Genomic DNA, 19,779 nt, shown 5'->3' on the forward strand with positions numbered 1-19,779 from the left:
TCAAGGGCGCGAAGCGCCGCATTTTTTGACTGGTTTGTCAAGTGTTTTTGAGAAAAAAGTGGGTGATTTTTGAAAAATAGGTTCTGAAAGCACCATGAAATAAGGGCTGAAGATTCCGAGAAGTTATCGGGCAACGAAAGGAGGATCACAGATGAATTTTCACGAAACAAAAATGGGTACTACCTTTTTCAACCAACAGATTCCAGAACTGATTAAAACACTCCAGGATATTGCCAAGGCTCTTTCAAAACCTGTCCCTGCTGCCATACAGCTGGCAGAAACTAGGGAGCCTGACTTCTTACATAACCTGTTTTATGGGAACTATGAGCCTGACATTTACGGATGCGTTACGGTTCCCTCCAGGCTGGATCAGAACGTCAAAGAGGCAGAAAAAGCGCTGCTGCCTGCCCTGGGCCAGTCCCAAAGGCTTTTTGAGCAGTACCAGACGGCAGTTTCCGAAAGAGACAGCGCCATTGCAGAACAATCCTACTGCTGTGGATACCGCACCGCCGTCCAGATGATCGTCAGCGGGCTTACGACTCTGCAGCCGCAGACAGGAGGTGAACCGGATGAATAATAAGAGCACTGCATCCGCAAACATGCCGGAACTTCCCAGGGAGATCTATGAGCCGGTGCTGGCACACCACATGGAGATAGAGGAATATCTGCAGCAGGAGCTTACACTCTCCTATGTAGACCTGGATGGCTCCCACGAGCTGCAAACCTGCTATGGTGACATCTTAAAGACTATCAACGCCCTTATGGACTACACCCGTATGCTGGATCTGGTGTGTGAACAGTGGCACCTGACCGGCTTCCACAAGGCCACCTATGAATACCAGGCTGGAAAGTTAAGGGAAATCGCGGAGAAATTCCAGACTGCCATCGGCTACGATTATGCTGCCGCTGTGGAAAAATGCCGTAAAAAGCGGGCAAAGAAACAGCGTTCGGATGATGTTGGGGAAGAAGCTCTGGCACTCACCGTCCGCAGACAGCAAAATGCAGCGGAGAAAAAAGCAGAGGACGCGAAAACAAAACAGCCGGAGCCGACAGAGACAGAAAAAAGTTCCCCATTCCCAGCCGGAGATATCTTGTCTCCCTGGGAGGACGATTTCTAGGAAAACAATATTTTACAGGATTGGAGGTATCCATATGAAAAGCAGCGAATTGCGAAATGCATTGGAAGAATATCTTGACCTTTTAAAAAGAAACCTTGACGCAGTCTCCCTGGAGATATTGAAGACGAAATATAAAAAGCCTTTTGACGAGTTACGGCAGAATATCAGTTCCACGGCCACGGCCTATGTCAAACAGGTCACACTGGATAACATCCGCATCCGTGCGGACTTTATGGCGGAAGCACAGCCATTGATTCAGTCAACCGTTGACCAGTCCGACATCCTGAAACAGATCTCCGCAGCTGCCTTCAAGCGGCAGGATATCGCAGAGATTGACCAGCTTACCCTGTCATTGAAAGAACAGATTCACCAGGCCCTTCTCCCCTTTTATGACAGGCATATCTGTCTGTATCTGGATGATGAATGCTTTGGGAATCCGCCCAAAGCCCCAAAGTTTTACAATGTGGCAAGCGGCTGTATGTGGAAAAACAACGCATGGACGCCTGCAGAGGTGGAAAAAGGGGTAATCCTCCTCCCGGCACAGGACAAGCCAAAAACAGCAGCATAATACAGACACACCGAAAGGAGACAATATGAAAACATTTGATTTGGAGAAATATGGAACCACCTATAAGATTGAGCTGAAAATCACTTCCTATATGGAAGGGAACCTTGCCGTCACTATGACTTCCTGGGAGAATGGAGAACCGGAACCCTGGAATGTCCTGACCGTCAATCTGGATTCCGTCCGGCCTCAAAACTGCGCCTTTATTGACACCAACAATAACGGCGAAGAAATCCTGGCGTGGATCATACGGCATGGGCTGGCAGTTCCTACCGGGATATATGCCAGGAGCGGATACTGCCAGTACCCGGAATACCGGTTTCGGCCAGAGAGACTATTGGAAATTGATCCGGATGGATATTCTGCATACCTTCATGACTGGAGAAAAAGATATGGTTCATAAAAGCCACTGCAGGAACAATCAGTATATCCATGATTATATGAAAGAATAGGAGGCAGAACATGAGTGAACATAATAAAGAAAATATCCTTTTTATCTGTGAAGAACATAAAATCTTCTATTATGAAAGCCTCAAAAGAGTAAGGCAAGCAGACGTTTATCATAATGCTCTCTGCTACTGCCTTGGAATCAGCAGTGATACCAGACGCAACATTGACCGTATTTATGACTTCGCCACAGGCAACGTAAAAACGGAATGTCTTCGAGAGGGCTGGCAGACCAGTGGAAGCATGAGAGTCGTCAGAATGGCTTTCGGTCTGTACTGTAACCACACGCCCAGTATTTATGATTATGAAGCCCCAGAGGAGCAGCTGGATGAATGCAGACGATATACAGCAGAGGATTTATTCTGCTGTTCCTATGCCCCCTACTTCTGGCAGGCAGTTCAAATCCGTTATCCGGAGTATACAGCATCTACATAAGAAAAATGCAAAGCCATTGGATACCCGGCCACGGGCATACAACGGCTCTGCACAGGTACAGAAATCAAAAGAACAGACAGCAGAGAGAGGGAGAATCTCCCTCTCCTGCCGCCTGCTCCTTACATCCGGAATAACTGGATGCACTTTAACAGTGTGATACATAACTCCTGGTACAGATCTTCATCAAACCTTCCATTGATGATCGCATACTTAACCAGAAGCGGCTTATACATCTCCAGTAAAGCTATGACCGCTGGCTCCCTGCCGACCTTCGCCTGCAAAAGCATTTCCTTAAAATTCATTTTTCATCACCTCTATCTTTCTTTTAATCTTCTGTACCGTCCGGTAATAAACCGCTGATACGCCTTTATATCCCATTCCCGTTTCCTCTGCCAGAACCTCAAAGCCTTTCCCGTCCAATGCCCTTGCAAGGAATATGTAACGCTCCCGCTCACTCAGTTCCTTCAGCGCACAGAGAAGCGCACTGTCCTCCAGTTGCATGAGCACAGGCAGACCAAGAAGCATATCCTGCTCTATGCTGTATTCCAGCAAAAATGGGTAGTCTTCGGTCAGGCTTTCTATCTGCTGGCGTCTGTCCTGCTGCTGCAGGTAATCGTTCCTGCGGCGTTTTACTGCAGTTGCCAGATACGCTGTAAATCGGTTCTGTACGATTTCTGTTTCACTTTTTCCGTTGTTCTTCTGCCACATGGCTTTTCCTCCTTAAATTCCAGATCTTTGCCTGCAAGAATCTGAAGTTGGAGGAGATCGGCAGCGGGAATGCGCAGAGTCTTCTTTTCCTGTAATCTTTTATATCCTCCCTTTTACACTCTGAATTGTTCAGGATGTGAAGGGCGGTCCACGAACGGCAGGAAGAAAGCATTCCCTCATTGCCTCTTTCCATACAGCAGAAAAAGGATCATTATCCGGTATATGACCGAAATAATCACCCTTTTTTCTCTTTTTTATATTTATCTTCAAAAAGTAGCGTACCAAACTACCATTGCAAGTATAATCGTCCTTATAACAAGATGCGATTTTTTTAACAGAATCCCCCTGCCGGCATCCGGCTTATATCTACTTTTCAATATGACCATGCGCCTTTCCCATGGTCAAAAAAAGCACCCAAATAGATCTCTGATGAACCATGTTTTTTTGTTCACCAGAAATCTGGATGCTTAGTAGTCTTATACGCTACTATATAGAGATGTCTATACCATTTTTACTTTTAAAAGGTATGCCATTACACTACTAACAAGGAGGTGACGACAATGTCTCTATCAATCAAGGATGCCCAAGTTTTCAAAAACGCACTGAAAGCTGCCAGGGCAAAGAAACGTCTGACACAGGCTACATGCGCAGAACTCCTTGGCCATTCTCTTTCCTTCCAGAAAGATTTGGAGCGCTGCCGCTGTTCCCCCAGTATTGAAGGTTTTTACCATATCTGCAGAACGCTGAATATATCTGCGGATGACTGTATCTTCTCAGACAGTCACAAAACGGACTCTACATACCATGAATTGCTGCGGCTTCTTTCTCAATGTGACGAGAAAGACCTGTCCGTATTACTTGCCACCGCCACGGCTCTGGCAGGAACTGACAGAAGCGCAGAGGTAACAGAAGCTCTGTAAATGGAATTCTTATGCCACAAGGCAGAAAAAAGCCAGCAGTACAGATAGTCTATCTGTACCGCCGGCTTTTCTTTTCTGCCCTATTATATTTGTCACAGTCAGTTCCACAAACAGAGGATTGTATATTTCACTTTAACCGCCCATTACGGCTTAATAACAGTATAAACCCGTTGACCGATTCAAAGAAGATGTCAAATTAATTCTTAGTTTTCCTTTTGAGAAGTAATGGAACAACAACGATTTTGATATTCCTCCGGCATCTGCAATTTTTAATATAGAGGCTTCCTTATAACCATTTTGGAAAAACACCTGTCCCTTCCGTGCGGCGTTCTCCTATCTGATTCCCTCAAGCATTTCTGAAACAAATTGATATGACTGCTGTACTGCCTTATCATAATTCCTGTTGATTGCCTCCTGCCCGGCCTCTTTATCATTATCGGAAATGGAACGGATCGCAATAAACGGAATCTTGTTCAGATAACAGACATGGGCTACGGCTGCAGTTTCCATATCAATGCACAGTGCATCCGGATGAATCGGCTCCATATATCTGTCTCCTGTTGTCGCAACCCCAAAATGTATTTTCCGTCCTATCCTTCCGGCTACTTCCTTTGCCAGTGCAGTCAATCCATCATCTGCATAAAATACCGGCGCTTTCATCACCGGAAAATCTGTGTATATCTCATTATCCGTATCGTGGAATGAAGATGCGGTACATACCACTGTGTCAAATATCTTCACCTCTTTTCTCATCCCGCCTGCTATTCCTGAAAAAATAATTGCATCCACATCATATCTGTCGATTAAAAGCTGTGCCGTAATGGATGCGTTAATCTTTCCACAGCCAGAACAAACTGCCGTTGTGCATATATCCTTTATTGTGCCGTCATGAAACGAATGCATTGCACATTCATCCGTTTTCCTGATCTGCATAACGGACAGGTATGGGACAAATTCCCTGGCCGTTGCACACATAATCCCAATTTTACTTTCTGTACCCCAATCTTTATTCATAGTCTGCTCCTTTATCACTCATTGTCCTTATTCATCTGCCCCTGTGATTTCAGCAATCAAACGCCTGCGTCCCTCCTGCATCCGCTTTCCAGCATTTTCAAACCAGTTTTCTTCCGCATATTCCCGGAGTGGAAGCAGCGTTTCCTTTCCCTCCTGTACAAACGGATAAAACAGTTCCCATGTTTCGTTTTCCAGAGAAATTTGTGCAACGAATTTTGTTTCGATTTTTTCCGTTTCCGGTTCACCATTCATTTCCACTATATATCCATCAATGATCCTCCCTGCCGCCTCCTTCTCCCCAGGCGATTTCAGCTCATCCCTGGCCTGCAGCATTCCCTGTATCAGCGGGTCATCCTCCGGTTCTCTGATCTGTTTCCAGTCTGCCTGGAATGTCATTCTCCGAATCAAAAATCCAGCCTCTTTGCTTTCTTCCGTAACAAGAACCTCACAATTCTCCAGGTTATAACGTTCCTTCTGGGATTCCTGCATAATACTGGTTACCTGCTCCGCTATTTCCGAATCACAGCTGTCAACAAAAGCTTCCTCTTTCGTACATCCTGCCAGACATATGGCTGTCATGATTAAGATTATCCCGAATTTAACCCCTGCTATGTTCAATTTCTGTTCACCCCTTTTCATTTCCATCCTCAAACTCTGCATCTGGTAAAGGAGCATCTCTGAAATATGCTATGTAAAGATCCGCCGCCTGCTCCATCTGCACCCTGTACCGGGCAGAATATTTGTCATATACAGCGCATACCAGCATTCCGGCCTGCACCACATATGCTGCTTATAATCTGTTCCTGCTTTTCCAATGGCAGTTCAAAAAATTTCCCGTTCATTATGGTCCTCCCAGTATTTGTCGCCAGAGCGGACATGCAGGGACAAATCATCCACGGCTTTCTTCCCACCGGGACAGGTCTTAGAATAATGTTTAATGTAAAGCATTGGTAAGCTCCTTTCGTAATTCCCTTATCCATTTTATGTTATACTTTTTATTATCACCCCATTGACCAATTTTGAGAAGACCTCATTCCTCTTTATCGATCAGCTATGCTTAACGTTTCAATAGCGACACTACCTCCCCGAACAATTTCAATTCGATTTGCATAGCATTTCTCCAGTAATGCAATCAGATCATTATTACGGTTTTCTGTATGCACACTCTCAATCAGCGCTGTCTCCGGGGAATAATCAATAACCGATACCTGAAACACTTGCGAAATCTTGAATATCTCGTCAATATCCCGGGCCGAGCAGTTATTGATTCTTACAAACATCAGCTCTTTCATATGGATCGCAATATCCGTGTAATCAACTACCTTAATTACCTCAACACAGCGGCCCAGCTGCTTTTTTACCTGTTCAAATGTCCTGTGGTCACTGGTTAAGCTGATTGTCATACGGGAAACCGTTCTGTCCTCGGTTGTCCCCACGGTCAGGCTGGCCAGGTTATAGGACTTCCCGGAAAACAGTCCCGATATTCTGGCAAGAACCCCTACATCATTTTCAACAAATAAACAAATCCATCTCTTTTTCATATTCCCTTATCCCCGTTTTTCAGTATCATGTCGTCCAAAGCATTGCCGGGCGGAACAATCGGCATAACATTTTCCTCCGGCTCAATGATAAATTCAATGACAGTAGGTACTTTTAGCGTGTCTTTTGCAGTTTCAAGGGCAGCGGCTATCTCATTTTCTTTTGTTACGCGAATACTGTTTGCCCCGTAGCTTTCCGCCAATTTAAGAAAATCCGGCGTATATTCCGGGCAGTGCTCTGTCGGGGTATTGCAGCTGCCGGGGCAGCTTTTCCTGTACCGCATACAGGTGCTGGAATAACGCCTGTCAAAAAACATTTCCTGCCATTGCCGTACATTTCCCAAATAACCGTTGTTCAGTATGCAGATGGTGATTGGAAGTTCATAGCAGATTGCGGTCGCCATTTCCTGAATGTTCATCTGCATGCCGCCGTCCCCGGAAATAACGATAACATCCTTTGACGGATTTCCGATTTGGGCTCCAATAGCAGCCGGAAAGCCATAGCCCATGGTTCCTAAGCCCCCGGAAGTCAGCATCTGCTTCTTTTCGCTTAATTCCAGGAATTGTGTCGCCCATAACTGGTTCTGCCCCACATCTGTGGCAATGATCGCGTTGTCAAACGTATGGTTGATTGCCCTTATCACTTTTTCCGGGGTCAGCCCTTCTGTTTTCATGGAGAGTGGATACTGGCTTTTCCACTGCCTGATCTGCTCCAGCCATTCCTCCGTATCTAATTTTTGCGCTTTTTCAAGCAATGCCAAAAGAGCCGTTTTTGCGTCCGCAACAATGGGAATATCCACCTCTATATTTCTGGAAATCGAAGCGGGGTCTATATCTATATGGATGATTGCCGCATGGGTGGCAAAGTGTCCGGTTTTTCCTGTTATGCGGTCATTAAACCTTGTCCCGATAGAAAAGAGGACGTCACAATTACTGATAGCTGTATTGGCTGCATAGCTTCCATGTATTCCCAGATTCCCGATATACAAGTCATGGGTTGTGGGAATTGCCCCGTTTCCCATGATGGTAGTAACAACGGGAACCCCTGTCATTTCTGCTAGCTTTAGCATTTCCGAATGTGCATGGCTGATGTTCACGCCGCCGCCGACCAAAAAGACGGGCTTCTTTGCGTGATTCAATGTTTCCAGTGCTTTCTTTAACTGTCCCGGATGAAGGGAAAGCTTCGGCTTATATCCTCTGATTTCGATTTCTTCCGGGTAGTCGTCACTGCCATATTCCCTCTGTATATCCTTCGGTAAATCGACAACAACAACGCCCGGTTTCCCTGTCCGGGAAATAAGAAAGGCTTTCCTGATGACCGCCGCCAATTCCTCACGTTTGCGGACCGTTACGGCGTATTTGCAGATACTTCTTGTGATACCCACAATATCAACCTCCTGAAAGGCGTCATTGCCAATCAGCCCGGTAGGTACCTGCCCGGTGAAGCATACCAGTGGAACACTGTCATAATTCGCTGTCGCTATCCCTGTCACTAAATTGGTAGCTCCCGGTCCGCTTGTAACCAGACAGACCCCGACTTTTCCCGTGGAGCGTGCGTATCCGTCCGCCGCATGGACTAATCCCTGCTCATGCCGCGGCAAAATAACATCAATATCCTGCTCGCCATAAAGGGCATTAAACAGGTCGATTGCCTGTCCGCCCGGGTAGGCAAACAGGGTATCTACCTGCTCCGCCTTGAGAGCTTTCACAAATAATTCCGCGCCTGTAATCATCATCATTGCCTCCTTGTATGCGTGTACTTGCTTGCTTTTAGGTATGATAAAATGGCACTGAATATACAGTACCATTTTTACTTCTGTACAATCCCATTTACAAATATCTTCACACTGTTTTTGATAAATTCTTCTCTGCCCACATCCGTAAGGTTCTGGCCAAAAGACGCATTTAAAAAGGTATAACCAAACGTGGAAGAAAAAACAGTCATCGCCAGACTTTCAAAATCATAATGAGGAATTTTCCCCAGTTCCTCCATTTTCCTGAAGTATTCTGTCAGAGAAGAAATAAATGCCTGTGGTACTTTCATGATCATAGAGGCAGTTTCTTCATAAAGCTGTGGCGCTCTTAAGCCAATGGACAGATTTACAAAATCCGGAGTGATTTTATCCATATATGCGTTCATAAACATCTCTAAATCCGGCTCTAACTCCCATTGCACATTTTTGAAAAGCTCCGGCGTAACATGCGCTCTCCATTTTTCCTGAGATACCCCATGGAGTACAATATCTTTTTTATTTTGAAATTTACGGAACAGCGTACACTCATTTACGCCGGCTAAACGTGCGATATCTTTTGTCGTTGTGGCAACATACCCTTTATCACGAATCAGAGACATGGTTGCGTCAATGATTTTTTGGCTTGTTTCGTCCATTCTTCCCACCCCTAAGCAAGTGCTTGCTATCATTCTATTCTCCTTTTTGTAAAAAGTCAATAGAAAAGATAATTCCTCCCGCTTTACTTATGAGGTATGTTCCAAAGCTTTTCTTAAATCCGTTATATATAAAGCCTGCTGCTTTTTCAGATACGCCCCGATAAACGGTTTCATAAACCATTTTTTTGCTGTAACATCCTCCGTGAAATCAATCGTTGTTACGTTGCCTTTGCTGGAGAAAATCCCTGTCCAATGCCCATGCATGTTGTCGTTCTCCATATCAAATTCCCATCGCCGGCATTCTTCCCTCACTGTAACGGTGAAGGTGGTCTGGCAGCCGGATGTTGTATATTCCACGAACTGCTTATCATCTATAATCTCAACCCTGCTCAGATCGCTGCGCCACGCCGTATCCTCCAGAGAAGTCACAATCTCCCAAACCTTTTGCAGTTCTGCGTGAAAGTCTGCTCTTATATTTGAAACTGCCATCTTAATGATTCCTTTCTTTCAGGTATACCCTTTTCCACTGTCCAACTCTTTTCAGGAAGTCCTTTTCCAGAGAATCCGGGTTCAGCTCCCCGGTTGAAAACATCTTCCAGTAACAGCTGAGAAGATAACCGTTAATCTCTTCTAACAGCAGCCGCGTATCAATCCCCGGCCGGAACAGGTCCATATCTGCCAAACCCCGTATATCTTCTGTCCCGTGAAGATAGGATGTCTTATAATGATTCTGAAGTTCTTCCCTGATTTCCGGGTTTTCCTCAAAAAATGCCCTCAAGATAAACAGGTATATGGTCGGGGCTTCCCTCATAAAGACACAGCCTGCCAGAACCCTCTGGCAGAGGATCTCAAACAAATCCGTGGTCTGCGTATCTCCCTTCCTTACTTTTTCACGGTAAAGCCTGCATGCATGTTCCCAAAGGTACAGATACAGTTCTTTTTTATTTAGGAAATAATGAAACAGCAGGGATTTGGATACGCCGCCGGCATCCGCAAGCCTGGACATGGACGCATTTTTATAGCTGTTCCTGGAAAACACACCATATGCCGCATTTATGATCTGCTCCTGCCTTTCCTGCGGTAGCGCAAAAAACTTCCCGTTCATCCCGAACCTCCTGATTCCTTTCCCATCCTGGTATTTGCGGAAATCAGACGTCCCCGCCCTTCTGCCTTTACCATGGTTTCCAGTTCCTTCGCCGCATCCTTTCCAATCCATCTCAATGCCTTGCTTTCTCCTTCCATCCACTCGTGCGCCAGCATCCTTGCCTCGTGGTATTTTGTATTCCACAGTTCAAATGCCAGCTCCTGCGATTTCCCGGCTTTCTTTGCAAGGCCCCTTACTACGGACGTTGCCACACCAATACTATTTTCGGCCGGTATCCCCATCCGAATCATATTTTCCCTGTATTTCTCAGAAGCCTGTGCCCTAAGCTCATTTATCATCTCCTGACCATCCATCGGTATCCTCCTTCCGGTTCCATGCTCTTCTTATCGTACAGGAAGCCAGTATTCATAGACCGCGTCTTCCGGGTCTGCATGGAGATACACCTCAATATCCGGTATCTCTGCGTAGGTGTAGCCGGACGTAGGAAGCCACTGGATAATGACACGCTTTTCCAGCTCCTGAAGGGTACGGTTCGTTCCCTTTCCTTCAAAAACCGCCCATTTGCATGCCGGAATCTGATATTCTTCGTATTCCCCCGGCTTCTGATCGGAACGGACAGCAATCAGATATTTCCAGTCTTCCGTATGATGGATACTGACACCGAGAAGTCCCTCCGGCTTTCCCTCTGCCATGGAGAGTAATCTGGCAAGTGTTCCGTCTGCCAGTGCGGCATCCCATACCGCTGGTATCCTTTCAAAATTCTCTGTCAGTTCTTTCGACAGGGGACAGGACCTTCCCAGTATCCGGAACGCTTCTTTTTCCTCTATCCTGAACTGCAGCGGCGCCCCTCCGTGGATTGCCATGGAAAAAGAAATGGGCGGATATGCCTGAAAGGATACCGGTTCCGTTTTTACAGCGGAGGGCGTGATTCCATGAAAATTCTTAAAAGCCCTGGTAAACGCAGTGGGAGATTCATAACCATACTTCATGGCAATATCCGTTACTTTTCCATTTCCCTTTTGCAGTTCCACGGCGGACAGAGACAGCCTGCGCCGCCGTATGTATTCCCGCAGTGTCATGTCTGTCATATATAAAAACATCTGTTGGAAATAGTAGGAAGGGCAGCCCGCAATCCCGGCTACCTCCTCATAATCCAGTTCCCCATCCAGGTTTTCTTCTATAAAATCAATCGCCTGGTTCAACCGTTTTATCCAGTCCATCGTGTTCCCCCTGTTGTTTTTATTATAGCCGATTCTCTCACAAAAAACCTCGCATTTGAACGCTACGAATTGATAGCCCGAAAGAACTCACTCCCATTTAAAAAATTTCACCGCCGCGCCTGCACACAAAATGGTGACGATTCCCATAACCGCTGCCGGTACCCAGACAGATTCCGTATGCATCCCCAGAAAAGCCGCCTTCATAAGCTGTATCCCCTGTGCCAGCGGGAAAAGGGCAACGATTTTCTGCATCATCCCCGGCATCACCTCAAAGGGCAGCGTGGCCCCGGAAAAAATCAGCATGGGAAAGTACAAAAGGCAGGCGATCACACTGGCCATTTTTTCATTTTTCGCAATGCCGCCCACCATCATCCCGATGCTTAAGGTGGAAACCAGGGTAAGAAGCCAGCTTCCAAGGAATGCCGCCGGGCTGCCGGGAAGCCTTACGCCCCAGAACACAGCCGCCATGGGAAAGACCAGAGCCATAGAAACTGCGGCATACAGCACATAGATGGTAAATTCCACCCCCAGCAGCATAACCGGGCTGATGGGCGTCACCCGGAACCGTTTGAGGATTTTCCGTTCCCGGTATCCGGCTACCACCAGAGGCAGCCCCATCAGGCCCCCGGCGCAGATGGAGATGGTACAGACCGCGCTCATGGACTGCTCCAGGAACGTGTACTCCGCCCCCGGAAAGGCGGGCTTTGTCTGGTATATGAAACCAAGGATGACCAGTACCACAACCGGCATAATGACGGCAAAAATCACCATGTTCATATTCCGGATATTCAGCTTCAGTTCTGTTTTTAAAAGACTGAAAAATGTTCTCATGCCACAACCTCCTCGTCCGCAAATTTCAAATAGGCATCCTCCAGACGCTCACAGCCGCTCTGAGATTTCGCCTGCTCCACGGTGCCGTAAAAGACGGCCTCCCCTTTTCTCAGAATACAGATCTCATCGCAGAGGGCCTCCACCTCATCCATGAAATGGGAAGTGAGGAAGATGGTCAGCCCTTCACCCTTTAAATCCTCAAGAATCTTCCACACCGTCCGGCGCGCCCTTGCGTCCAGCCCTGTAGTCAGCTCGTCCAGGAACACAATCTCTGGGGTCGGTAGCAACGCCAGAACAATAAACAGCCGCTGGCGCTCCCCGCCGGAAAGACTTTTTACGGCATGACCTGTCTTATCCCCGATTCCGAAACGTTCACACAGCTTCCGCCAGTCTGCCGGCCTCTCATACAGGCAGGCAGTTTCCTCGCAAAGCTCGGATACCCTGATTTCCGTCTGGTAATCCCCTTCCTGAAACTGGACGCCCACTTTCTGAAATACAGCGCACCGGTCCTTTTTGGCATCCCGCCCCAATACCAGGGCGGTTCCGCCATCGGCCTGTTTCGTTCCCAGGATGCATTCGATAGTGGTACTCTTTCCGGCGCCGTTTGCCCCCAACAGACCAAAGACCGTTCCGGCCTTGACTGACAAATTCAAGCCCTTCAACACAGTTCTTCCCTGATAGCTTTTGGTAAGGCCCGTTGTTTTAACAGCCTCTTCTGTTTTCTTTCTCGTTTCGCTCAACTTATCCTCCTTTTTCCGGTAACGGTATGCACCGCTACTGCTGCTTTTTAATTCCCCGAAGCTCAATGTATCCCCTCTCCCCTCTGGGCTCCAGCTGGATGCGGGGGCTTTCCTCGTCCCACTCGTATCCGATCACAGACGGGTCATAATGGTCGATGGCATATTGTACGGCAAGAATCGCCTGGGAATAATCCTCCTCCCGGAAAGGCTCCCCCTGGACCGCCAGATACTCGGCGGCAGACAGGGAAATGACATCAAACCCCTCCGGGATTTCCCCATGGTAATCTGCCTCTGCCTCCACGCCCTGTACATAGGTGGAAGTGCCGGGCTTTTTATAGGCTCCCGGCAGCCACAGGCAGACCGGCTCCCCGCAAAGGGAATCCATGCTTTTTAATATTCCCCAAACCTCACAGCTCACTTCGCCACAGTATGCAAAATAATCTTCTGCTTTTATTCCTCGTTTGATGATGACCTTTCGCTCCGGTTTTTGGATCACCTGGATAAATACGCTCTGGAGATTTTTCATTTCCATATCCAAAACATCCTTTCTCAGTTCTCCGAATTTCACGCCGTATGGGATAAACAGGGCAATGGGCACCGGGTCCTTCAGATATTCCCCCGGCCTGCAGCCGAATTCCCGGTAAAAGGCACGGGTATACCCGTCCACACTGCCAAACCCGCAGTCAAAGGCCGCCTCCGTCACAAGGCACTGTTCCTCCTTCAGCCGCATGGCGGAACGGGAAAGCCGGAGCCTGCGGATATATTCTGCCGGCGTCACCCCCAAAAACTCCTTAAACAGCCGGTAGGAATGCCAGGGGGAAAACAGGGAGACGGCTGACAGCTGTGCCAGTGTGATATCCGCTTCCAGATGGGTTTCGATATAATCCTGCATCCTCTGGACCGCCGCTGTCTGTTCTTTCAAAATAAACCACCTCCTTCTTCCTTGGCTTATTATTTTATAATGCCCCCCACTTTTTGTCTCGACTTTTTTTGCTGTTTTCCGATTCTTTAGGGAAACGCTGATTTTATCAGCGCTTCCTCAGATAATCAGCCGTAATGGTCTGCCCATGCTCCGCCAGCGCCTGCGGGGTCCCGGTAAAGACTACCTCACCGCCCAGCGTCCCCCCGTCCGGCCCCATGTCAATCACGTAATCCGCCAGCTTTACCACATCCATGTTATGTTCGATCACAACCACCGTGTTCCCCTGCTCCACAAAGCCGTCCAGAAGTTTCATAATTGTCTTCACATCGGAAGCATGGAGCCCGGTGGTGGGTTCATCCAGCACATAGATATTCCCCTTCTGTCCCAGGTATTTTGCCAGCTTTACCCGCTGCCGCTCGCCCCCTGACAGAGTGGATAAGGGCTGTCCAAGGGAAAGGTAGGGAAGCCCCACCTCCACCATGGCGTGCAGCGCCCTGCAGATTTTCGGACGGCCGGAAAAGAAGCCTTCGGCCTCCTCTGCGCTCATATCCAGAATCTCCACAATATTTTTCCCTTTGTATAAATAGGAAAGCGCCTCGTTGCTGTAACGGCTCCCGCCGCAAGCCTCGCAGGTGGTCGTCACCGGGTCCATGAAGACCAGCTCGGTGGTGACAGCCCCCCGTCCTTTGCAGACCGGGCAGGCGCCTTTGCTGTTAAAGGAAAATAGGGCGGCGCTCACGTTGTTTTCTTTCGCCATCTGTTTTCGGATATCATCGAAAAACCCCAGGAAGGTGGCCGGGGTTGAACGCCCGGTGGCTGTCACCGGGGACTGGTCCACCAGGATGACCTGTTCCGGATACTGCCCGGCAAACACGTCCCGGATCAGGGAGCTTTTCCCGGAGCCTGCCACACCGGTCACCGCAGTCAACACACGCAGGGGGATATCAACGGAAACCTGTTTCAGATTGTGCAGGCTGGCATGTTTGACAGGCAGGAACCCTTGGGGCTTCCTTGGCTCCGCCTTAAAGGGTATCTCCATCTCCATGGCCTTCCCGGTTAATGTGCCGGAGCCAAGGAGCCCCTGATAGCTGCCCTGATAGAGAACCTCCCCGCCGTTTTTTCCTGCCAGCGGCCCCACATCGATCACTTCATCCGCAATGGAGATTACATCCTTATCATGCTCCACCACCAGGACCGTATTCCCCTTATCCCGGAGGGCACGCAGCAGCCTGGTCATGCGGTGTACATCCCGTGGGTGCATCCCGGTGCTTGGCTCATCGAAAATATAGAGCATGCCCGTGAGGGCGCTCCCCATGTAGCGCACCAGCTTCAGGCGCTGTGCCTCCCCGCCGGACAAGGTAGCCGCTTCCCGGTTCAGGGAAAGGTAAGGGAGGCCGATCTCGATCATGCGGGTCAGGGTCATAACCAGGCTCTCCGCCACCGACCTGCCCTTTGGGTCTGTGACTGTCCCCAGAACCCGTTTCAGTTCTGTCAACTCCATCTCACACATCTCACTGATATCATACCCGGCAATCTTACAGGACAGGGCCGCCCCGTTTAGGCGTTTCCCATGGCAGAGGGGACAGTCGGATTCCCGGACATATTTTGCCAGCCGGCCTGCAGAAGTTTCCCCAAGTTCGGAGCTGTCCCTTTTTAACAGCAGCCGGCTCATCATGTTGTGGATGCCCTCCACCTGCTTCGACACCCGCTTCCCGCCCGGTTCCTCCGAACCGTACAGCAGAAGGTTCCGTTCCCTTTCGGAATAGTCCTGCCATTTTTTATCCAGGTCAAACAGGCCGCTGTCTGTATACTGCTTCCAGTACCAGTTCCCCACACGGAACGTGGGCAGCTCCACCATCCCCTCATTCCAGCTTTTATCTTCCTTTATAAGAGGAAGGACGTCCAGCGTCATCACCTTCCCCAATCCGGAACACTCCGGACACATGCCCCCCGGATTGTTGAAGGAAAAGCAGGAGGGTGTTCCCACATGGGGTTCCCCGATCCGGGAGTAGAGCAGCCGCAGGGCGGAATACATGTCGCTGATGGTCCCCACCGTGGAACGGGCGTTGCCCCCAAGGGGGTTCTGGTCAATGATGACCGAGGGGGAAAGGTTTTCGATTCTTTCCGCCTTTGGTTTCTCATACTTCGGGAGCCTGCCCCGGACATAAGCGCTGTAGGTCTCGTTCATCTGGCGCTGGCTCTCTGCCGCAATGGTGTCAAACACGACGCTGGATTTCCCGGAGCCGGAGACCCCGGTGAATACAACGAGCTTTTGTTTTGGTATCTTTAAGGAAATATTTTTCAGATTGTTCTGGCATAAGCCCTGAATAACGATATGATTCTGATCTGGCATGATGTTCTCCTTTCTGGCCTTTGGCCTGGTCTTAGCAGTATAACAGCATGCCGGAAAATGTACTCGACTTTTTTTGCCCTTTTCAGAACAGACAAACTTCATTCCCACTTCTTTATTTTCGAGTCCTCCGTCAAATCTTTAACAGCGTATAGTAACAATAAGAACCTCTGGATTTTTCCAAAGGTTCCTATTGCATTATGATACCAATATTTTTTTGTTAATTGAAATCAGCTCGGATAACTCGTCCAATTCAATAAATGTTACTTTCTTTCCAGACAACCTTGCCAAGTGTCTCAAAGTTCCTTTAAATCCTGCATCAATATATTGCGGAATGACTACTGCTATTATTTGACAACGAGCATCTATCATTCCCTGCTCCACAAACTGACGAATTATCTCCTGCCCTTCTCCTGATGTTGATAATAGTGGTTTTCTTATTTTTTCATCATCATTAACAGATTTTCTAGGTCGGTTTTCACTATTCTTTTTTATGATACCCTTTAAATCATATGCTTTATTTCCAATTTTCACTTCCGCAGCAACATCCCCATACTCCATGCCTTTGTGAGGTTGTGGACGATAGCCTGGTAAAATGGTATAAAAAACTTTAGGTAAACATGCCATTCCATCATTTTCAGTACATTTTTCAATTTTTGCATATGAACAGGTTCCAGAACCACATTTCTCATTCATATTTACCGCATAAGCTTTCACTCTATGTGTAAGGGCCACTGAATCATGTTTAAAGCATTCTATTGCTGCAAATGGAATTTCAACTTCTGTTTGCAAATTCTCTGTTCCATTAACAATATATCCCATATCGCCTACAATGCAGATATTATATTCTAAAGAATAGTCTTTAAATATTTTCTGAATATTTTTATTGATCATACTTACCAATATAGATCTTGGAACATACCAATTTACAATCTCACAAGTATCATGACCATCCGCACATTTAATTTTTAAGGATGCCCCACACTCACATTCTTTTATTATCTCCCTTCCCATCTTCAACTCTGTTCCACATTCAGTGCAATATGGAGTCTCATAAGAATCACAAGTTTTGCAATATATTCTCGGAAACTTGATAAACCATTTACTATTATCCAATACCGATAATTTATCTACCGGAATCTGGAACTCATACTCGTCTCTATCAAGAGAAGCTATAATTTGTGTCAAATACCAATTCAGTTGCGTAATTTCAATTCCGCTTGCCCCTGTCCATTTTATTTCCTGTCCTACTTCTTTAAAAATTTCTTCAGCTGGCTTCCCTTTTAATTTTTCAATTTCCTCCAAAATAATTTTAATCGAATTTTCAGACCACTCAAACAGAACAGAAGCTGGCAAATGTTTATAAATTCCAATACTGCCGTTTCTAACATTATATTTAATCGTAGCATCAATATTCTCGGTAATTGCCGAGATAAAACTCCCAGATGTATCAATTCTCTCAGAACGAATTCTGCTAATCTCTTCTTCTTGATCAGGCGTAATTCCCCCAGCTCTTGACACAATTGTTTTCTCTCCACCTTTTCCCTGCAACACAATTCTGCTTATGGCCTTAGAATTTGTGCATTTGTCAATTGCTGATTTTGGGGGCTTTATTTGTGTTACCGGGTTTTTAAATAAATCAGCAATGTATTTTGTCATAAAAGCCGTCATTTTCTCATGTTTACTAATGCAGGCAAGATATGTTGATGCCTTTCCAATCCATAAGCATCCTCTATGTTGTTCCCATACACTGGCATTTTGCCCATCCTCATTAACATAAGTATATTCTTTGCTATAAACATATAAAACTTCTGTACGGTCCTCATATTCTTTTACAGATAAAATTTTTAATTTTCTATATCCAGAAACAGAAAGATATTCCTCCTCCACATTTTCCAGGGAATTAACAATACCATAATCTGAATCTTTCAACGATGATTGAAATGTCCATAACGTAAACGTTACTCGGTCACCATAAATATAATCATTTACATATTGCTCTATTTCCTCATCCGAAAGGATCCCATAAGATAATATCTTATCTATTATTGTATTCTTTTCCTTTCCGTTAACTTCTTTTTCTTCTATTCCCTTTTTTACTGCAATATCATGTAAAGCATACCAAGGCAAAGTTCGTAGTTTTTTGTTTTTTACTGATGTATCCAAATACTCTCCCCCTTTAATTGCAAGCTTCCTTAAATCTCTGTGCAACATGCTCCGGCAAATACTTAACCAGTTCTTCCACCAACTCATACACCTTCGTTCCCGGCGCAATTTCTGCTGGTGTCTTACTTTTACCATCATTTATGATACGTTTGGCATATCGAATTGCCAGCTTTGGATTTCCTTTTTCCGTCAAAATATCAAAAATATCTTTCATATTTTTCTGATATTTTCCAATCCCCAATTCCCTGAATTTATCATTCAGGAATGCTATGTATTCCCTCCTATGATTATTCGCTGTATAATATGCAAAATGCAAAAGAAACCAGAACTCAATACATTCATTACTCCATGCTGTATGATATTGAAGTTGAGAACTTTCTTAATTTAAGTTCTCTGCCCGATTGACAACACCATTAAAATCATCTGCCGGAAAGCTGTCTTTATCATAAACGCGCCAAATCTGGCCCTTTTGGATTTTGTTCTTCTTTACATATCTTTCCGCCATTCCGATTACTCGCATCGTTTCTGCCTGACAGGGTTCTATTTCAATTAGAACCATATCCTTATAAATCGGATTATCTTCAATCAGCTTTTTGAATCCCATAAAATACAGAGGTTCTGTCTGCTGCCCCTCGCAGAAGATATAGTATCTGTACTGCTTCATTTCCAGATACTCCTGACGGCGCTTCTTTTTCCACTTCTCCATTCCGGCTTTTTTAGGCATTGACCTTCCCCCAATCTATAATTCTTTTGAGATACGGATCAGCGCCATATTTTCCTTCCAGATATTGCTTATCGAATTTGGCATCCTTACGAACAGATTCGCCTTTTTCGTTCTTAAATTCCACCAATGAATACAATTTAGAGTTTTGAGCATTCCCTTTTGCCACGAACCAGATTTCATCCCTTCGAAACACTTCATTGTTCATTGTAGACAGATCATGGGATGTGAAGATTAATTGTGCTTTCTTTTTATTAATACTCATATCATTAAACATCATAATAATATGGCGCAGCAAAACAGGATGTATCTTTGCATCCAGTTCATCAATAACCAAAACGGTTCCCGTAAGTAAACATCCGGCAATAAATGGCATTAAACCAAATAATTTCCTTGTCCCGCTGGATTCTTCCAGTAAGTTTAACTCCGTCTCATAGCCATCCACCAAATGCTTTGTATACACATCGATTCTGTCATTTTCATCCTCAACTACACGAAAATCCACGATATCCAGATCCATTTCCTGTATCATGTCAAGCATAAGCTGCTTCACATCCTCTGAATTTGATACTGCCATACGAAGTTCTTCA

General features: G+C 46.3%; 25 protein-coding genes and 1 pseudogene. 6 read left to right on the plus strand and 20 right to left on the minus strand.

Annotation, left to right across the window (positions count from 1 at the left end; genetic code table 11):
• Positions 1–151: 151 nt before the first annotated feature.
• Genes NSB25_RS01780 through NSB25_RS01800 form a run of 5 tightly spaced genes read left to right on the plus strand, consistent with a single transcriptional unit; the run spans position 152 to position 2,565 of the window.
• Entirely contained in the window at positions 152–577 is a 426-nt protein-coding gene (locus NSB25_RS01780) for a DUF6809 family protein (protein ID WP_103237976.1), read from the plus strand.
• Positions 570–1,118 (plus strand): hypothetical protein, encoded by a 549-nt coding sequence (locus NSB25_RS01785; RefSeq protein ID WP_103237975.1) that lies wholly within the window; start codon positions 570–572, stop codon positions 1,116–1,118. The genes NSB25_RS01780 and NSB25_RS01785 overlap by 8 nt, the downstream gene beginning before the upstream one ends.
• A 34-nt stretch (positions 1,119–1,152) precedes the next feature.
• A complete protein-coding gene (locus NSB25_RS01790; RefSeq protein WP_103237974.1) occupies positions 1,153–1,686 on the plus strand; it encodes a decarboxylase in 534 nt (177 codons plus the stop codon).
• A 25-nt stretch (positions 1,687–1,711) separates the two neighbouring features.
• Positions 1,712–2,086 carry a DUF4313 domain-containing protein gene (locus tag NSB25_RS01795; protein WP_103237973.1) on the plus strand — a complete coding sequence of 125 codons (375 nt, stop codon included), beginning with the start codon at positions 1,712–1,714 and terminating at the stop codon, positions 2,084–2,086.
• Between the two features lie 59 nt (positions 2,087–2,145).
• Positions 2,146–2,565 carry a DUF6075 family protein gene (locus NSB25_RS01800; RefSeq protein ID WP_103237972.1) on the plus strand — a complete coding sequence of 140 codons (420 nt, stop codon included), beginning with the start codon at positions 2,146–2,148 and terminating at the stop codon, positions 2,563–2,565.
• A 119-nt stretch (positions 2,566–2,684) separates the two neighbouring features.
• On the opposite strand, the gene NSB25_RS01805 is transcribed toward NSB25_RS01800, so the two are convergent.
• Together NSB25_RS01805 and NSB25_RS01810 are read right to left on the minus strand one after the other, a co-directional pair.
• Entirely contained in the window at positions 2,685–2,867 is a 183-nt protein-coding gene (locus NSB25_RS01805; RefSeq protein WP_103237971.1) for a helix-turn-helix domain-containing protein, read from the minus strand.
• The gene (locus NSB25_RS01810) at positions 2,857–3,273 is read right to left on the minus strand and encodes a sigma-70 family RNA polymerase sigma factor (RefSeq protein ID WP_103237970.1); all 417 of its coding nucleotides are present in this window, start codon (positions 3,271–3,273) and stop codon (positions 2,857–2,859) included. The genes NSB25_RS01805 and NSB25_RS01810 overlap by 11 nt, the downstream gene beginning before the upstream one ends.
• Before the next feature lie 560 nt (positions 3,274–3,833).
• On the opposite strand from NSB25_RS01810, the gene NSB25_RS01815 reads away from it, so the two are divergent.
• Positions 3,834–4,193: a helix-turn-helix domain-containing protein gene (locus NSB25_RS01815; RefSeq protein WP_103237967.1), complete on the plus strand. Its 360-nt coding sequence runs from the start codon at positions 3,834–3,836 to the stop codon at positions 4,191–4,193.
• A 150-nt stretch (positions 4,194–4,343) separates the two neighbouring features.
• Here the strand turns inward: NSB25_RS01815 and NSB25_RS29585 are convergent, their stop codons facing one another.
• From NSB25_RS29585 to NSB25_RS01905, 18 genes and pseudogenes are all read right to left on the minus strand, one after another.
• A complete protein-coding gene (locus NSB25_RS29585) occupies positions 4,344–4,502 on the minus strand; it encodes a TetR/AcrR family transcriptional regulator (RefSeq protein ID WP_103237966.1) in 159 nt (52 codons plus the stop codon).
• Positions 4,503–4,526: 24 nt separating this feature from the next.
• On the minus strand, positions 4,527–5,207 hold the full coding sequence (mtnN, locus tag NSB25_RS01825) for a 5'-methylthioadenosine/S-adenosylhomocysteine nucleosidase (RefSeq protein WP_103237965.1): 681 nt from the start codon (positions 5,205–5,207) through the stop codon (positions 4,527–4,529).
• 27 nt (positions 5,208–5,234) lie between these two features.
• A complete protein-coding gene (locus NSB25_RS01830; protein ID WP_103237964.1) occupies positions 5,235–5,846 on the minus strand; it encodes a hypothetical protein in 612 nt (203 codons plus the stop codon).
• Positions 5,833–5,973, minus strand: a complete 141-nt coding sequence (locus NSB25_RS01835; protein ID WP_172454934.1) for a hypothetical protein — start codon at positions 5,971–5,973, stop codon at positions 5,833–5,835. The genes NSB25_RS01830 and NSB25_RS01835 overlap by 14 nt, the downstream gene beginning before the upstream one ends.
• A gap of 274 nt (positions 5,974–6,247) precedes the next feature.
• Entirely contained in the window at positions 6,248–6,748 is a 501-nt protein-coding gene (ilvN, locus tag NSB25_RS01840) for an acetolactate synthase small subunit (RefSeq protein ID WP_103237963.1), read from the minus strand.
• Positions 6,745–8,478, minus strand: coding sequence for a biosynthetic-type acetolactate synthase large subunit (ilvB, locus tag NSB25_RS01845; RefSeq protein WP_103238019.1), 1,734 nt, complete (start codon positions 8,476–8,478; stop codon positions 6,745–6,747). The genes ilvN and ilvB overlap by 4 nt, the downstream gene beginning before the upstream one ends.
• 77 nt (positions 8,479–8,555) lie before the next feature.
• Positions 8,556–9,134, minus strand: a complete 579-nt coding sequence (locus NSB25_RS01850; protein WP_103238018.1) for a TetR/AcrR family transcriptional regulator — start codon at positions 9,132–9,134, stop codon at positions 8,556–8,558.
• Positions 9,135–9,221: 87 nt separating this feature from the next.
• On the minus strand, positions 9,222–9,623 hold the full coding sequence (locus tag NSB25_RS01855; RefSeq protein ID WP_103237962.1) for an SRPBCC family protein: 402 nt from the start codon (positions 9,621–9,623) through the stop codon (positions 9,222–9,224).
• Position 9,624: 1 nt separating this feature from the next.
• Entirely contained in the window at positions 9,625–10,239 is a 615-nt protein-coding gene (locus tag NSB25_RS01860) for a TetR/AcrR family transcriptional regulator (RefSeq protein WP_172454933.1), read from the minus strand.
• Positions 10,236–10,592 (minus strand): DNA alkylation repair protein, encoded by a 357-nt coding sequence (locus tag NSB25_RS01865; protein WP_103237960.1) that lies wholly within the window; start codon positions 10,590–10,592, stop codon positions 10,236–10,238. The genes NSB25_RS01860 and NSB25_RS01865 overlap by 4 nt, the downstream gene beginning before the upstream one ends.
• 30 nt (positions 10,593–10,622) lie before the next feature.
• Positions 10,623–11,459 carry an AraC family transcriptional regulator gene (locus NSB25_RS01870; protein WP_103237959.1) on the minus strand — a complete coding sequence of 279 codons (837 nt, stop codon included), beginning with the start codon at positions 11,457–11,459 and terminating at the stop codon, positions 10,623–10,625.
• Positions 11,460–11,546: 87 nt separating this feature from the next.
• Positions 11,547–12,290, minus strand: a complete 744-nt coding sequence (locus NSB25_RS01875; RefSeq protein WP_103237958.1) for an ABC transporter permease — start codon at positions 12,288–12,290, stop codon at positions 11,547–11,549.
• On the minus strand, positions 12,287–12,955 hold the full coding sequence (locus NSB25_RS01880; RefSeq protein WP_242982278.1) for an ABC transporter ATP-binding protein: 669 nt from the start codon (positions 12,953–12,955) through the stop codon (positions 12,287–12,289). Before NSB25_RS01880 ends, NSB25_RS01875 begins: the two co-directional genes overlap by 4 nt.
• Positions 12,956–13,064: 109 nt before the next feature.
• Positions 13,065–13,952: a helix-turn-helix transcriptional regulator gene (locus NSB25_RS01885; protein ID WP_103237957.1), complete on the minus strand. Its 888-nt coding sequence runs from the start codon at positions 13,950–13,952 to the stop codon at positions 13,065–13,067.
• 106 nt (positions 13,953–14,058) lie between these two features.
• The gene (locus NSB25_RS01890) at positions 14,059–16,305 is read right to left on the minus strand and encodes an excinuclease ABC subunit UvrA (RefSeq protein ID WP_257479216.1); all 2,247 of its coding nucleotides are present in this window, start codon (positions 16,303–16,305) and stop codon (positions 14,059–14,061) included.
• Between the two features lie 195 nt (positions 16,306–16,500).
• Positions 16,501–18,555 (minus strand): hypothetical protein, encoded by a 2,055-nt coding sequence (locus NSB25_RS01895; protein ID WP_146039958.1) that lies wholly within the window; start codon positions 18,553–18,555, stop codon positions 16,501–16,503.
• Positions 18,482–19,192, minus strand: a pseudogene (locus NSB25_RS29870) (RloB family protein). Before NSB25_RS29870 ends, NSB25_RS01895 begins: the two are co-directional and overlap by 74 nt.
• The gene (locus tag NSB25_RS01905; RefSeq protein ID WP_242982272.1) at positions 19,185–19,766 is read right to left on the minus strand and encodes an AAA family ATPase; all 582 of its coding nucleotides are present in this window, start codon (positions 19,764–19,766) and stop codon (positions 19,185–19,187) included. Before NSB25_RS01905 ends, NSB25_RS29870 begins: the two are co-directional and overlap by 8 nt.
• Positions 19,767–19,779: the final 13 nt, after the last annotated feature.

The organism is Acetatifactor muris, from assembly GCF_024623325.1.
Taxonomy (GTDB): domain Bacteria; phylum Bacillota; class Clostridia; order Lachnospirales; family Lachnospiraceae; genus Acetatifactor; species Acetatifactor muris.